The sequence below is a fragment of the Salinimonas iocasae genome (assembly GCF_006228385.1).
Classification (GTDB): domain Bacteria; phylum Pseudomonadota; class Gammaproteobacteria; order Enterobacterales; family Alteromonadaceae; genus Alteromonas; species Alteromonas iocasae.
The window spans coordinates 3250350-3265098 of sequence record NZ_CP039852.1 but is presented as its reverse complement, the minus strand read 5'-3'; the positions used below and the strand labels follow the sequence as shown (position 1 = coordinate 3265098).

Here is a 14749-nt window from a genome sequence, read left to right as displayed (position 1 = left end):
AGAGGATTTATGGCTAATTACAGCACCAACGAATTCAAAGGTGGCCTGAAAATTATGTTGGACGGCGAGCCTTGTAACATTTTAGAAAACGAATACGTTAAGCCGGGCAAGGGCCAGGCATTCAACCGCGTTAAAATTCGTAAACTGATTTCTAATAAAGTACTGGAAAAAACATTCCGTTCTGGCGAAACCGTCGAAAGCGCTGATGTACTGGACACCGAACTGGCGTACCTGTACACAGACGGCGAATTCTATCACTTTATGAATAACGATACATTCGAACAAATCGCTGCAGATGAAAAAGCGGTGGGTGATAATATCAAATGGCTGGTCGAAAATGACGTGTGCACGATCACGCTATGGAATGGCACGCCGATTACCGTTACTCCACCTAACTTTGTCGAGCTGGAAATCACTGAAACAGACCCAGGTCTGAAAGGTGACACTGCTGGTACAGGTGGTAAGCCGGCAACACTTAGCACTGGCGCTGTAGTACGTGTACCGCTGTTTGTTCAGACTGGTGAAGTTATTAAAGTTGACACCCGCTCGGGTGAGTACGTGTCCCGCGTACAAAAATAAGTGGTTATGCAGACAGCCCGTCCGGGTTGTCTGTCCACCTTCGTTTTCCTATGACCACTTCCTGGCAGCCAACAACCTCGCACCGAACCCGACACGCCCGCGCACACTTGCTTCGGGAGATCCGTGAATTTTTTTATGCACGAGATGTGTTGGAAGTTGACACGCCATTGCTAAGCCAGGGCTCGGTCACGGATGTGCATTTAGACGCCTTCTACACCGGCTTTTCCCACAGTCATACTGGTAAAGCGCAATCGTTATATCTGCAAACCTCTCCTGAATATGCCATGAAGCGGCTGTTATGTGCGCAGAGCGGGCCAATTTATCAATTATGCAAAGCGTTCAGACATGAAGGAGCAGGGCGTTGGCATAACCCTGAGTTTACGATGCTTGAATGGTACCGTCCCGACTTTGACCATCTCATGTTGATGGACGAGGTGAATGCCCTTTTACAGCAAACGCTGGGCACGGAGTCTGGTGAACGCTTTACCTACCAGCAAATTATGGTTCGGCACACCGGCCTGGACCCATTAGCCGTGACCCACGGGCAACTTATTGATGCGCTACCACGGCTGAATATAAATATTGATGGGCCAGAGAGATTGAGCCACGATGATTTGCTTCAGTTAATTTTTGCAATGGTTGTTGAACCGCTGATTGGTCAGCATCGGCCGTGTTTTGTATACGGCTTTCCTGCCGGACAGGCGGCTCTGGCCCGGCTCAGCGAGCAGGACCCGCGTACAGCGGACAGGTTTGAGGTGTATTTTAAAGGTGCTGAGCTGGCAAACGGCTTTTATGAGCTTGCTGATGCTGATGAGCAGCGCAAACGCTTTGAACAGGACAATCAGATGCGCCAGCAAATGGGTATGCCGACGATTGCCATTGATGAAAATTTTCTGCAGGCACTTGAGGCGGGCCTGCCAGATTGTGCTGGTGTCGCGCTGGGCGTTGACCGCCTGTTAATGTTAAAGACCGGCGCTACGCATATTGAGCAGGTGATAAACTTTCCGGTCAGCCGCGCTTAACCTCCACTGCTATCTGTTTTCACACGCACTTCGCGTGTGCACGTTTCTGCTTTTCTGATTACTACTGACAGCTATTTCTAACCATCGCTACGCATTTGACGAGTAACCTGACTTGTCGATGACTAACCATTGACATTCAACAGTTAAAACGTAAAAATGTTATAACATAACATTAGGCAATATTCTAAAAACGAAGGAATCACATGTTTTCACGCTCGATACTGACCGCGGCAATCTTATCTGCCATTTCAGCAGGTGCTTTGGCAAACGATATTACTGGTCAGGTTACTGATGAACAGGGCAACCCTGTTGCAGGTGCTAAAGTAACTGTAGAAGGCTCAAGAAAGGTTGTCACTACCGATGAGCAGGGACGATATACCCTGGTCGATGTGCCTGCCGAGGATGTACATATTCATGTTTCTTCAGACAACTACCTGCATGGTGATAAAGACCTGGGGCAGGTTACAGGCAACCCTGAAGTTAACTTCACTTTGTCAGCATCTTCAGTAGAAAACATTCTGGTAACCGCAACGGCTATGCAGGCGTCTGTTTTGGAATCGGTCACGCCGGTTTCTGTATTAAGCGAAGCTGAGTTAAGACGCCAGCAGGCACCTACACTGGGTGAGACACTCAATAATACACCAGGGGTGCACAGTACCTATTTTGGACCTGTATCCAGTAGCCCGGTTATTCGGGGTAACGATGGTCCGCGGGTAAAGATTGTGCAAAATGGTCTGGATGTGTCTGATGTCTCCCGCATTGGACCAGACCACAATGTTGCTACCAGCACTTCAAGCGCGACGCAGGTTGAGATTTTACGGGGGCCGGCCACCTTGCAGTATGGCAGTGGTGCGATAGGCGGTGTTGTTAATGTGGTTGATCGCCGTATTCCCTCTGAGAAACCAGTGGGTATTGAGGGCGAGGCTGAAGCGCGTTACTCCACAGCAGACAACGGAAAGTTTGGCAAAGTAGACGTCACCGGTGCACAGGGTGATATTGCCTATCACGTTGATGGCTTTAAGCGTAAAACAGACAATGTGGACATTCCCGGCTACGCCTCTGTAGAGCCTGATGAGGATGAGCCCTCCGGTGTGCTTGAAAACAGTCAGATGGATACCACCAACATCACAGCGGGCTTAAGTTATATTCAGGATGAAGGTTTCATCGGTTTTGCCGTTGAAAAACTTGATAATGAATACGGCGTTCCCGGTCATCATCACCACCATGAGGAAGAAGGTCATGAACATGACGAAGAGCATGAGGGTGAGCATGAAGATGAGCATGCAGAAGAAATAGCTGAAGAAGGCGGTACACGTATTGACGTGGATATGACCCGATATCAGATGGCGGGAGAGTTGCACTCACCGGTTAAAGGGCTGAACAATATTAAATTCGGGCTTGCCCATACTGATTATGAACACGTTGAATTAGAGGGCGGTGTAACCGGCACGCGTTTTACTAATGACAGCACCAACCTTCGTTTAACGGCAAATCACGTCAAGATTGATGGCTGGCATGGCGTAATCGGTGTCCAGGCAAGCACCAGCGACTACAGTGCTGTGGGCGCTGAAGCATTCACGCCTCCTACCGAAACCGATGTTATGGCTTTATTTCTGGTAGAGCAGAAGCGGTTTGGCAATCTGACGGTTGAGCTGGGCGCACGTATTGAAAATACGCAGTATGATGTGGCCGACACGCAACTGGATCTTGATACTGGTCATGATGAGGAAGCACATCATGACGAGCATGAAGAACATGAGGAACACGCGGAAGAGATGCACGATGAGCATGAAGAACATGCTGACGAAATGCATACGTACAACTTCTCAGATTACGACTTTACGTCTACGTCATTATCTGCTGGTTTCAACTGGGAGTATGAGGACGGTTATTCAATGGCTTTCACTGCCTCTCGCAACGAGCGGGCACCGAGTCAGCAGGAACTTTTCGCCGGTGGACCGCATCTGGCAACACAAACCTACGAAGTAGGATTAGTGTATGGCCTCGACAGTGAAGGTGAGTTGTCAGAAGAGCTGCAACCTGTCAGTGAGGAAGTCAGTAATAATATCGATCTGACTTTCCGTAAATTTACAGGTGACTGGGGCTATACGGTGTCTTTTTTCTATAATCAGGCAGATGATTATATCTATCAGAGTGCGACCGGATTACTGGCTGCAGATGGTCACGATGAGCATGAAGAACACGAAGGTGAGGCACATGATGATGACCACGCCGGAGAGATGGAAGAGGCCCATGAGGAAGGGCTGGAAGTCTTTAGCTTTCGCCAGGCCGACGCCGATATCTATGGAATGGAAGCGCAGGTCTATGTGGATCTGAATACCGAGTGGCGGGTTGAAGTATTTGGCGACATGATTCGCGCAAAGCTGGATAATCAGGATCTACCGCGTATTCCGCCTCTTCGTGTAGGCTCTACGCTATCTTATGAGCACCAGGGATTGCGCGCTGATCTCGGTTTCACTTTTAATGATGAGCAAGAGTATGTCGCACCTTACGAAACCACGACTGATAGCTACACGATGGTAAATGCCGGCGTGGAATATGAAATGCCCGGCGCAGGTGCAGACTGGGTATTTTTCGCCAGCGCTGACAACCTGCTGGATGAAGAGGCCAGAGTGCATACCTCTTTCCTGAAAAATCAGGCCCCGCTGCCTGGCCGTAACTTCACGGTAGGCGTGCGCGCTTTGTTCTAAGCGACACCGTGAGCTGACTCACCCCGGCGCTTTTCGTCAGGGGTGAGTCATCTACGCTTAACTGATACACTGTGTAACAACACCATAGTTATCAGGAGGTTGTCAGCTTGACTCTGACACAGCTCAAAAACTGGTTCGCGTCATTTGATTACCCCCATCTTGTGCTGGGCTACGGCTCGCTGATGAACGCTGACAGCCGACAACGTTTTTCAAATATTGAGCATCAGGGTGTGATGGTGACGGTCGAAGGCTTTTACCGGGCGTGGGTGACGCGCAGCTGGCAAGAGCAACAAACCTACGTTGGGGCACTGCCTGAAACCGGCGCGACCCTGAACGCGCAACTTATTCCTACCCCGTTAAGTCCGGCGCTGGCAGAGCGTGAAAAAGATTATACATTCACGCAGGTGTCTGCCGATGCTATCTCCACTGACTTCACCCGGGATGCCCACGATTACCTGCTTCAGCGTTTGTCGGATAAGCAGCTCTGGATTTGTCAGACACTGGATGTGCATCCTGCAGAGCCCGACTTTCCGGTTTCCCAGACTTACATTGATACCTGTCTGGCCGGCTGCCTGAGTCACGGGGGGAAACCGCAGGCTCAGGCATTTGTCAGGCTCACCCGCCAATGGCCAGCTCATGTGAAGCAGGACAGGCTTCAGCCTTTCTATCCGCGCCCCGGCAGGGTTAGCACCGATGAACACAATCAAATAGACACGCTTTTGCAAGAGGTGTTGCATGACTGATTTTACCATGACCACCGCCAGGCTGACGCTCAGAAAGCCGGCTTCTTATGATGCCCAGTGGATCTACGAGCTCAACAACGACCCGGTATGGGTGCGCTTTATTGGTAATCGCGCGGTGCACTCTGTACGCGATGCACGCCGCTACATTGACAATACACTCGAGCATTTCGATAAATGGGGGTACGGCTTGTGGGTAATGGAGCGTCTGGATACTGGTAAACCGCAGGGAATGTGTGGGTTATTAAACAGAGATATTTTTACCTGTCCCGATCTGGGCTTTGCGCTACTTAGCGATGCCAGGGGCAAAGGATACGCTCAGGAAGGCGCTGAAGCTATTCTTGAATGGGCAATTGAACACTTTGATTGTGGTTACATTACGGCAATGGCGCATCGTGACAATAACAGCTCCAGAAAGTTACTGGGCAGACTGGGGTTTGAACAGCGTGGCACGATATTCATGCCAAATGTCGAGCGCCAGGTTTTTTACTGGCGCGACATGACAAATTTAAAGTAGCGGTCTCAGGGTCCGGGTAATACCGTCGCTTTTTCTAACACAATGGGCTCAACAGGGCTGTTGGGCTCACGTAACCGCATCTGATACTCGGTTTCTACTTCCATCATTTTATCAACAACTTCCTGACCTTCTACAACCATGCCAAACACGGCGTAACCCCACTCCTTGCCAGGATCGAGACTCGGGTTATCGTTTACATTAAAAAAGAATTGTCGCGTAGCAGAATGAGGCTGATTCTGGCGGGCCATTGCCACAGTATACAGCTCATTTTTCATGCCGTTACCTGACTCATTAAAAATCTCCGGGTAACTGGGCTTCTGCTCAAAATCCTGGTTATAGCCGCCACCCTGTACCACAAAGTTAGGCACTACCCGGTGAAACAACGTACCGTTGTAACCGTTTTTGCTTACATAGCGCAAAAAATTGTTGGAGGTGATTGGCGCGCGACGGCGATCCAGCTCAATAATAATCTCGCCCATGGACGTTTCCAGTTTTACCCTGGGATAGTAGTTATCTGGCTGAACATTTGAACCGTCGTCCTTGCCCTGGGCCATTGTCTGGCTGGCGACCAGAATAAGTACAAAAAGTAGATAGCGAAACATAAGAGCTCCTGATTTATCGCTTAGCTGCGCTTAAAATAACGAATTTGCGGTTGCTTGCAAGCACCTTTACACCTTTAAACAATCGCTTAAGTGTTACGTGATAGCCTAAATGTCGGTTTGCTACCACAATCAGGTGACCGCCCCGTCGTAGTATTTCGCGGCTGTCGTGAAACATTTGCCAGGCGATATGATCGGTAACCGCATTTTGCTGGTGGAAAGGCGGGTTGCAAAAAACTTTATCAACCGTCCCTGCTTCGCCTTGTTCCAGCAGTGATTCCAGACAGTTATCGGCGTGGAACCGGCAGCGTGGAAGTGCATCGGGAAAGGTTGCCTCCACACTGTCACGGGCACTTTGCAGCGCCATAAACGACTCATCAGCAAAGGTTACCCAGGCTTCCGGTGCAAGTGCCAGTGCGTTAAGCCCCAGTACACCGTTGCCACAGCCCAAATCAATAATACGCTCGTTATTCGTAACAGCCATGTGTTCAAGCAACAGGCGCGCACCAATATCCAGAGACTGCCGGGAAAAGACATTGGCGTGGTTCACCATTGTCATCGGCTGTCCGTTTACCGCTTCCTGCTGCCAAATAGTGGGGTAGGGCGAAGAAGGGTGATTTGCCAGGGTTTTTGAATCAGGCTCACAAAAAATGAGTCGCGACTTCTTTTTCGCCAGCGAGGTAGTCGTTGCACCAATATACTTTTCAAATAAGCCCAGCACAGTGCGGGTGATAGTTTTCACTTTGCCCGCTGCAACAATGGTTGTTGTGGGGGTTACCAGCGTGCTTAGCGTTATGAGCTGCTCTTCCAGCAAGGCCAGGGTGCGCGGTATCTTAATCAGAATTAAGGTGGGATAAGACGGCAATTGAGAAAGGCTGGTACAGGCCGTGGCCGGTTGACTGAGCGTGCCGGTATTATCAAAAGCGGTTTCGCAATCATTGGCCTGCAGATTTCTGGTCAGTGAGCGATGGGCAATCCAGGAGTCGCTGTACCAGCACGGTCTTAACGGCTTTGGCCCAGAGGCATACCATGTGCCCAGGGCACCGAAATCATCGTTTAATATGATACACTTGCTAGTATCCAGGTCGGCCTGGTTTTCAACAGTATGCTCGATGATAAGCTCATCAGCACTGTCCCAGGCCTGCAAACTTTTGTGCTGATGTTTTTCTGGATACCTGGCCAGATACAACTGACGTTCCAACAGTGAAAAAGTGGTGTTCATAACTTCTTTTCAGTTGAGGTGGAAAGACGCATGCAACCTGATTTATTTGACAACAGCAGCGCCGTACAGCCACAGATTTTGCCTTTACCCGATGCAGATGTAACTTACTATCCAGGCTGGTTATCAGCCGATCAAGCGTCAGTTATAAAGCAGCAGTTGGAAGGCGAACTAGATTGGCATCAGGATACCATCAAAATCTACGGCAAGCTGGTAAAAATTCCCCGCCTGCAAGCCTGGCATGGCGACCCCGACGCGCAGTATAGCTACTCCGGACTTTCCATGACCCCTGCGCCCTGGACGACAACACTCAGCGACTTACGTCAGCAACTGGCAAAACAGTGTCAGGCTGCGTTTAACAGTGTGCTGGCTAACTGGTATCGCCACGGGCAGGATAGTATGGGCATGCACGCCGATGATGAACCCGAGCTTGGTAAGCATCCGGTTATCGCCTCGGTCACTCTGGGCCAGGCGCGACCATTTGTGCTGATGCATAAACAATCAAAAAGTAAAAGTAAAGTGATGCTAGAGCATGGCAGCCTGCTGGTAATGAAAGGCACCACCCAGCAATTTTATCAGCATGGTATTGCGAAGACTGCCCGACAAATCGATGATAGAATTAATCTGACTTATCGGTATATTCACTCATCTATCAAATCCAATAACGCATAAGCAGGTGTCCGGTCATGCAAGTAAAATCCTATATTGAGCAAAAGCTTAACGAGCATCTGACGCCCGTTTTTCTGGATGTGCAGGACGAGAGCCACATGCACAATGTACCTGATGGCGCACAAAGCCACTTCAAAGTCACTGTGGTCAGCGAGCAGTTCGACGGTAGTCGTTTGATTGGCCGTCACCGTCAGGTGAACGCGCTGTTGGCCGATGCGCTTGAAGGACCGGTGCACGCGTTAGCGCTACATACCTACACGCCAGAAGAGTGGGAAAAGCGAGGTGGCTCTGTCAACGCATCTCCGCAGTGCCGGGGTGGTGAAAAGTCAGTTTGACTTAGCCACGCCGGGACATTGCATACGCTTTAAGGTCGTTTTGTTTGTCTAATTTATGTTGATCTTCGCTACGTCCCTTCCGCCAGTAACTACTCACGTATAGTTGCTGGTGGGGAAGCGCAAATCTATTAGTCATCAGTTGTCGAAGTGCCCGCATTTGTGAAAACTCACAGGCTATCCATACTCCGGGAGTGCCGGGTAACCATACAAGCGTTTCAACATGCCGTTGGAATGCACCGGTATCCTGTTCTGCCCAGATAATCTGCACGCCTTCAGGTTTGTTGAGTGCCTGTTTGTCATGCTCACTGATAATTTCAATGATTGCATAGCCTCTCGTATCTTCAGGTAAAACTTCCAGATAAGCAGAAATTGCAGGCAGGGCAGTCATATCACCAATGAAAAGCACCCAGTCACGTGTTTGCGCCAATCCTTTGGACGACCCCGGACCTGCCACTGCAATGCTATCGCCGGGTTTTGCACTTGCCGCCCACCGCGAGGCCGGGCCAGAGTGCTCGTCGCAGTCCGTATTATGTGCGTGCATAACAACATCGATGCACATCGTCTGTTCGGCCTGGTTTATTGCGCGTACCGTATAGGTGCGCATCAGTGCGTCGTCCGGCGACACCTCTGTTGTAGTGATTGGCTGACCATCAAAATCAAACAACAATTTTACGTAATGCGATGCAGATATATCGGGAAAGCGCGCGAGTTGTGCGCCCGATAGCGTGAGCCGGCGCATATTGGGTGTCAGTAAGGTATTATTAATAACAGTCAGTAAATATGGCGCGGCTTTGCGTGGTTGTGGGCGCTGTGACATAGGTTATCCATAAAACGAAAACTAATATTGTAAGTGAGAATTATTCTCATATATTTATGGATTTTTCGAATAAACAGTCAGAATTTTGCGAACGCCTGGCACGAACCTACTGGTTATCGAAGGTGCGTTTCAAACCAATCCAGAATTAATGATTTTCTTTCTTCCTGATGACCACGAAGGTCGTGGCCACCGTTTTCAAATGAAACCAGATTGTGCGTGATGCCGTGTTTTTCAAGCTGTGCTGCCATTTTGGTGGCGTTATCGAAGCTAACTCGCTCGTCATCTTTAGCATGCAGCAACAGGACCGGCGCTTTGGGCAGCTCATCGGCCCAGTAAATTGCCGAACGGGCTTTAAGGGCGGCCTCTTCATTGTGCGCATAATCGGGGATGAGCTTGCTAAGTAAAACGTTGTCTTCTCATCGCAACCCCTGGAACTGAATTATCAGCCACATGCTGATGAACCTGATTGTATTTGTTGAATGTATTGTAAAGGGATAGGGTTAATTTTTTGGATTATGCGTTGTAGCCCTTTAAAGTAAGTTGGCTGAAGCCAGTGCCGAGAATGCCAGCGCAGTCACAGGTAATGAAACGATGGTAGTCAGTGCGATAATACTGGCTGCAAGTCTCGGATCACCACCAAGATTGCGCGCCATGATATAACTGGCAGCGGCGGTAGGTGCGATACTTAACAGCATCACAATACCCAATTCCATATGTCTGAAGCCCACCCAATACGCACAACCTGTTAAAAATAATGGGTAAAGTAAGCACTTGCTTACCGTGGCAATGATTAAATTTCTACTGTCACCGGAAAACGAACGAAACTCCAGCGTGGCGCCCGTACAGATCAGTGCCAGTGGTAATGTTAACTGAGCAAAATACTCTCCGGTGGATTCTATAAAAGCTGGCAGAGCAATTTCAAAATAGGAAAGTGGCAACGCGCAGGCAATAGCAACGATTAAGGGGTTGGTAAGAACACCGCGAATGTGTTGTGACACCGACCGCTCACCATCAAGATAGAAATTCAGTACAAACACCGAAAGAATATTAAAAAGTACGGTAACCCCGCCTAAATAAACCGATGCTACGGCAAGGCCTTCAGAGCCATAGGTGTTGGCGCAATAAGCCAATCCGATAATACCCATGTTGGCTCTGAACCCGCCCTGTATAACGACACCACGTGCATTTTGAGGCGTAACAAAGAAGTGGCTGAATGCCATGAGTGCCAGAAAATAACTAAAGGTACAGACGATACCTAACAGGATGAGGTGGGGGTTGGCAGCTTTTGAAAAATCGGCAGTAGCAATGGCAAGAAACAATAAGGCAGGTAATGCCAGATTAAAAACAAGTTTTGAGCCTGTTTCTATAAATGTGTCATTAAGCATGCCGCGACGATATAGCAAATAGCCCATCATTAGCAGCACAAGAACGGGGCCCAGGGTATTGGTTATGAATCCGTACATAAAATGGCAAGCAGGACAAAACACATAGTCTACCAGATAGAAGACAACTGTTGGCTAATCTCTAGCGCGTAAATGGCAGTATCCATTGGTAACGGATTGAATAAGTATACGATGCCTATGTCTCACAGTATGTATTTTAAAAAGCCGAGTAACCGACAACTAAGCTGGACAGCCGGTTTATCACTGGTCCTGTTCGGGCTGCTGGCTGTCTGGGTTACCCTGGATAACACGCCTGCTATTGATACGATGATCATTAAAGGGCTTCGTGTTGATGGAAATCTGGCCGACCCGTTGGGCCCGGGGTGGCTGGAAGAAGGAATGCGGGATATTACTGCGTTAGGCAGTAACTGGGTTTTACTCTACCTTACAGGCCTTGGGGCATTACTTTTGTATCTTGTGGGTCATGCAAGGTTAGCAATGCAAATGGTCGCAGGAATTTTGCTGGCGCTGGCAGTCACCTTTGCGCTGAAGCACGGCTTTACCCGACCACGTCCTGATCTGGTCGGCCACGGCACCCGGGTATTCACCAGCAGCTTCCCTTCCGCGCACGCTATGATGTCAGCGATTACTTACTTTACTTTAGCTGCAGCCAGTTTATGTGTAACCAGTCTGAGAAATGTACGGCGTCTGTTTTTCATTGTTGCAGGAATTACCACGCTGTTCATTGGCTTTAGCCGTGTCTATCTGGGCGTGCACTGGCCCACCGATATCCTGGCCGGCTGGTTAGGTGCCGCGGTGTGGGTCATCATCTGGTACCGCATCGCTGTACAAAATCATAAAGCTGAAAGGAGCTAAGTGCGGGTCTGAACAGCCCGCTATCTGATTGCGCGTAAAAACCAGCCGACAAAAATTGAAATTAGCAGACCAAAGAAAGACACCAGTCCGGTTACTAGTAATAAAGAATCTGCGATATCTGCACTTTGTCCGGTTTCTTCACTAACCAGAAATCCTGACGACTGGAAGATAAATAATGCTGCAATTGATAGCAGTAAAATTGTTGCAGTAGAAGTCAGTGTTGCGCGCCAAAAAGCATGTGGTGCGCTCCAGTGAATTACACCGGCTACCAATACCGATAAACCGGTTAACAAATAAGGTACCACGGGCCGTCCCCTTCATTGAGTAATGTATCTGTAAGCCTGAATGCTAAATCCGCAAAAACAGGCTAAAGCCGTTAGTTTGCCTGCACTGCGTCCTGTATGCAATGGCCACTGAAACACTACGACAACGAATCATTTTCTGTCGCCTTAAGGTCAGCCTGACCTTGCTTTAGCAAATTAATGAAAAAATCAGGTTTAACATTCTGTTAAAGGACTTTACCCCTGGATGGTGATAGAATCGCCGCCCGATTTTTAACCATACATCTCATTGGAAAGTCATGTTTGATTTGATTAATAACAAAGACAGCAATGTGAAAAACGATGTGCTATCCGGAATTACCGTTGCCCTTGCGCTGGTTCCCGAAGCGGTTGCTTTTGCATTTGTTGCAGGTGTAGAGCCGATGATAGGGCTGTATGCCGCATTCATGATGGGACTGATTACGTCTGCCATCGGCGGCCGCCCCGGCATGATTTCTGGCGCGACCGGAGCCATGGCCGTGGTCACGGTTGCGCTGGTGGCCGAGCACGGCGTGCAGTACCTATTTGCCGCGGTGGTATTGGCGGGGGTACTACAGATTCTCTGTGGTGTTTTCCGACTGGGTAAATTTATCCGGCTGGTCCCATACCCTGTAATGCTGGGCTTTGTAAACGGTCTGGCGATTGTGATTTTCCTGGCGCAACTTGGTCAGTTCAAGGTGCAAAATGCAGTAGGCGAGTGGCAATGGATGGAAGGCACCATGTTATACATGATGCTGGGACTGGTGGGCCTCACTATGGCTATCATTTATCTGTTGCCTAAGCTGACCAAAGCGGTTCCTGCATCGCTGGTAGCAATTATTGTTGTCACGGTACTGGTCCATACCATGGGTCTGGAAGCGCGCACGGTTATTGATTTTGTTCGTGACTTGCTACCTGCTGACCAAAAAGCAACGGCCACACTGGCCGGAGAACTGCCTACCTTCTCAATACCGATGGTTCCGATGACATGGGAAACCGTTATGATTGTGCTGCCAACCTCCATAATACTGTGCCTGGTTGGCCTGATTGAATCGCTACTAACGCTTACCCTTATTGATGAGATGACAGATACCCGCGGCCGCGGCAACAGAGAGTGTGTAGGTCAGGGTGTTGCCAACAGCGTAAATGGCTTCTTTGGTGGCATGGGCGGTTGCGCAATGATTGGTCAGAGCATGATTAATATTAACTCTGGTGGCCGTGGTCGCTTGTCAGGCATTACTGCAGCGTTAGTCTTGTTGGGCTTTATTCTATTCGCCGCACCATTGATTGAAATGATACCGCTGGCCGCGCTGGTTGGCGTTATGTTTGTTGTGGTTATTGCCACCTTTGAGTGGGCGTCATTCAGAATTGTCCGCGGGGTCAACCGCGAAGATGCGTTTGTGCTGTTCCTGGTTACCGGGGTTACGGTAATCGCCGACCTGGCCATCGCCGTTATCGTTGGTGTCATTGTATCAGCGCTGGTTTTTGCCTGGAAACACGCTCGGCACATTGGGGCGAAAACCCATATTGATAACGATGGCTGGAAGGTCTATGAACTGGACGGGCCGCTCTTTTTTGGCTCAATCAGTCATTTCAAAGATTTGTTCGATGTGGCCAACGATCCGCAGGATGTAGTGATCGATTTTAACAAAAGCCGCGTCTGGGATTCATCCGGCGTGGATGCGCTGGATACGTTGGCAGATAAATATGAGCAACAAGGTAAGAAACTGCATATTCGCCACATTAGCAGCGACTGCCGGGCTTTGCTCAAGAAGGCCAACAAGTTCGTTGAGATCAACGTAGTAGAAGATCCACGCTATAAGGTGGCCTCAGACCAACTGGGCTAGGGTTAGCCGTGATATTAAAAGCCCGCTTCGACTCTGGTCGTAGCGGGTTTTTTTGTCACTACAGTTTAAATGAGATGGCTGCTACAGTACTTATTGATATTTAATAGGGGAACGCTTTGTCCGCGACATTCAGTCAATATATAAAAATTATCGGCAAAGGCCAGAAGGGCAGTCGCAGCCTGACGCAATGCGAAGCTTACGAGGCTATGAAGATGGTGCTGGCCGGCAAGGTTACCGGTGAACAGCGTGGCGCATTTTTAATGCTGCTTCGCACGCGTGAGGAAACCCCCGAAGAAATTGCCGGCTTTTTACAGGCATGCAGAGAGCTGATTGGCAGTGATGTTACCGCTCTGGGCAGTACGCTGGATGTAGGGTGCTATGCCGGTAAACGCCGCCAGTTACCGTGGTTTTTACTTAGCCTGGCATGTATGGCACGTGCCGGATATAAAGTCTTTATGCATGGTGCCCATGAGCCTGGCTCCGGCCGCATGTACGCCAGTTATGTACTGCCCGGTCTCGGCTTGTCCGAGGTCAATACGGTCGAGCAGGCACATACACAGTTACAGCATAAAAATGCCAGCTACCTTGATTTGTCGGTTGTGCTCAAGCCGCTGGATGACATTATTAAACTCAGGGAAGTATTTGGATTACGTTCCTGTGCGAACACGCTCGGGCGATTACTTAATCCAACACAGAGCGACTTCAGTGTTCAGGGCGTCTTTCACACTGGCCTGGATATCAAGCATGCGCGTGTCAACGAATTGTTTAGTGACTACGATTCACTGTGCTTTCGGGGTGACGGCGGAGATCCTGAAGTAAATCGGGAACGCGATACCCGGTTACATCTCACCCGAAATGGCGTCACTGAAGAGGTTACTTTTGATGCCTATGACGGCGACTGGGCACTGAAAGAGCGTCATATGAATGTCGCTACGATGCTGGCGGTATGGGCGGGGGAACAGTCACACCGCTACGCAGAACAATCCGTGGTAGGTACCTTAACCGCTTTGCTTATGTTACGGGAATCCCTTGATTTGTCAGCGGCGCAGCAAAAGGCAAGTGAATTATGGATGCAGCGCAATAAAAGCGCGTTGCCTTTCGCTTAACCACATTAATTAACTGATCTTCTGCATTCCC

General features: G+C 49.4%; 16 protein-coding genes. 10 read left to right on the top strand and 6 right to left on the bottom strand.

Annotated elements, in window-relative coordinates; translation table 11 throughout:
• The first annotated feature begins 9 nt into the window (after positions 1-9).
• From efp to FBQ74_RS14515, 5 genes are all read left to right on the top strand, one after another.
• On the top strand, positions 10-579 hold the full coding sequence (gene efp / locus FBQ74_RS14535; RefSeq protein ID WP_139757345.1) for an elongation factor P: 570 nt from the start codon (positions 10-12) through the stop codon (positions 577-579).
• A gap of 50 nt (positions 580-629) precedes the next feature.
• Positions 630-1601 (top strand): elongation factor P--(R)-beta-lysine ligase, encoded by a 972-nt coding sequence (gene epmA / locus FBQ74_RS14530; protein WP_139757344.1) that lies wholly within the window; start codon positions 630-632, stop codon positions 1599-1601.
• Between the two features lie 203 nt (positions 1602-1804).
• Positions 1805-4312, top strand: a complete 2508-nt coding sequence (locus FBQ74_RS14525; protein WP_139757343.1) for a TonB-dependent receptor — start codon at positions 1805-1807, stop codon at positions 4310-4312.
• 107 nt (positions 4313-4419) lie between these two features.
• Positions 4420-5055 (top strand): gamma-glutamylcyclotransferase, encoded by a 636-nt coding sequence (locus FBQ74_RS14520; protein WP_232371930.1) that lies wholly within the window; start codon positions 4420-4422, stop codon positions 5053-5055.
• On the top strand, positions 5048-5569 hold the full coding sequence (locus tag FBQ74_RS14515) for a GNAT family N-acetyltransferase (protein ID WP_139757342.1): 522 nt from the start codon (positions 5048-5050) through the stop codon (positions 5567-5569). The genes FBQ74_RS14520 and FBQ74_RS14515 overlap by 8 nt, the downstream gene beginning before the upstream one ends.
• A gap of 5 nt (positions 5570-5574) precedes the next feature.
• Here the strand turns inward: FBQ74_RS14515 and FBQ74_RS14510 are convergent, their stop codons facing one another.
• Together FBQ74_RS14510 and FBQ74_RS14505 are read right to left on the bottom strand one after the other, a co-directional pair.
• On the bottom strand, positions 5575-6171 hold the full coding sequence (locus FBQ74_RS14510; RefSeq protein ID WP_139757341.1) for a peptidylprolyl isomerase: 597 nt from the start codon (positions 6169-6171) through the stop codon (positions 5575-5577).
• A 13-nt stretch (positions 6172-6184) separates the two neighbouring features.
• A complete protein-coding gene (locus FBQ74_RS14505; RefSeq protein WP_139757340.1) occupies positions 6185-7390 on the bottom strand; it encodes a methyltransferase in 1206 nt (401 codons plus the stop codon).
• 30 nt (positions 7391-7420) lie between these two features.
• Between FBQ74_RS14505 and FBQ74_RS14500 the strand changes: the two genes are divergently transcribed.
• Positions 7421-8059 (top strand): alpha-ketoglutarate-dependent dioxygenase AlkB family protein, encoded by a 639-nt coding sequence (locus FBQ74_RS14500; RefSeq protein WP_139757339.1) that lies wholly within the window; start codon positions 7421-7423, stop codon positions 8057-8059.
• Positions 8060-8073: 14 nt separating this feature from the next.
• Positions 8074-8391, top strand: a complete 318-nt coding sequence (locus tag FBQ74_RS14495) for a BolA family protein (protein WP_139757338.1) — start codon at positions 8074-8076, stop codon at positions 8389-8391.
• Between the two features lies 1 nt (position 8392).
• Here FBQ74_RS14495 and FBQ74_RS14490 read toward each other — a convergent pair whose 3' ends face one another.
• The 3 genes from FBQ74_RS14490 to FBQ74_RS14480 form a co-directional block, all read right to left on the bottom strand.
• On the bottom strand, positions 8393-9208 hold the full coding sequence (locus FBQ74_RS14490; protein ID WP_139757337.1) for a siderophore-interacting protein: 816 nt from the start codon (positions 9206-9208) through the stop codon (positions 8393-8395).
• Between the two features lie 113 nt (positions 9209-9321).
• The gene (locus FBQ74_RS14485; RefSeq protein WP_139757336.1) at positions 9322-9597 is read right to left on the bottom strand and encodes an alpha/beta hydrolase family protein; all 276 of its coding nucleotides are present in this window, start codon (positions 9595-9597) and stop codon (positions 9322-9324) included.
• A 141-nt stretch (positions 9598-9738) separates the two neighbouring features.
• Positions 9739-10671 (bottom strand): AEC family transporter, encoded by a 933-nt coding sequence (locus FBQ74_RS14480; RefSeq protein ID WP_139757335.1) that lies wholly within the window; start codon positions 10669-10671, stop codon positions 9739-9741.
• A gap of 72 nt (positions 10672-10743) precedes the next feature.
• Here FBQ74_RS14480 and FBQ74_RS14475 point away from each other — a divergent pair, with 72 nt between their 5' ends.
• Positions 10744-11466, top strand: a complete 723-nt coding sequence (locus FBQ74_RS14475) for a phosphatase PAP2 family protein (protein ID WP_139757334.1) — start codon at positions 10744-10746, stop codon at positions 11464-11466.
• Between the two features lie 20 nt (positions 11467-11486).
• On the opposite strand, the gene FBQ74_RS14470 is transcribed toward FBQ74_RS14475, so the two are convergent.
• Complete coding sequence (locus FBQ74_RS14470) at positions 11487-11771, bottom strand: hypothetical protein (RefSeq protein WP_139757333.1); 285 nt, start codon at positions 11769-11771, stop codon at positions 11487-11489.
• Between the two features lie 275 nt (positions 11772-12046).
• Here FBQ74_RS14470 and FBQ74_RS14465 point away from each other — a divergent pair, with 275 nt between their 5' ends.
• Together FBQ74_RS14465 and FBQ74_RS14460 are read left to right on the top strand one after the other, a co-directional pair.
• Positions 12047-13612 (top strand): SulP family inorganic anion transporter, encoded by a 1566-nt coding sequence (locus FBQ74_RS14465; RefSeq protein ID WP_139757332.1) that lies wholly within the window; start codon positions 12047-12049, stop codon positions 13610-13612.
• Between the two features lie 116 nt (positions 13613-13728).
• Positions 13729-14718 carry a glycosyl transferase family protein gene (locus FBQ74_RS14460; RefSeq protein ID WP_139757331.1) on the top strand — a complete coding sequence of 330 codons (990 nt, stop codon included), beginning with the start codon at positions 13729-13731 and terminating at the stop codon, positions 14716-14718.
• Positions 14719-14749 lie beyond the last annotated feature (31 nt).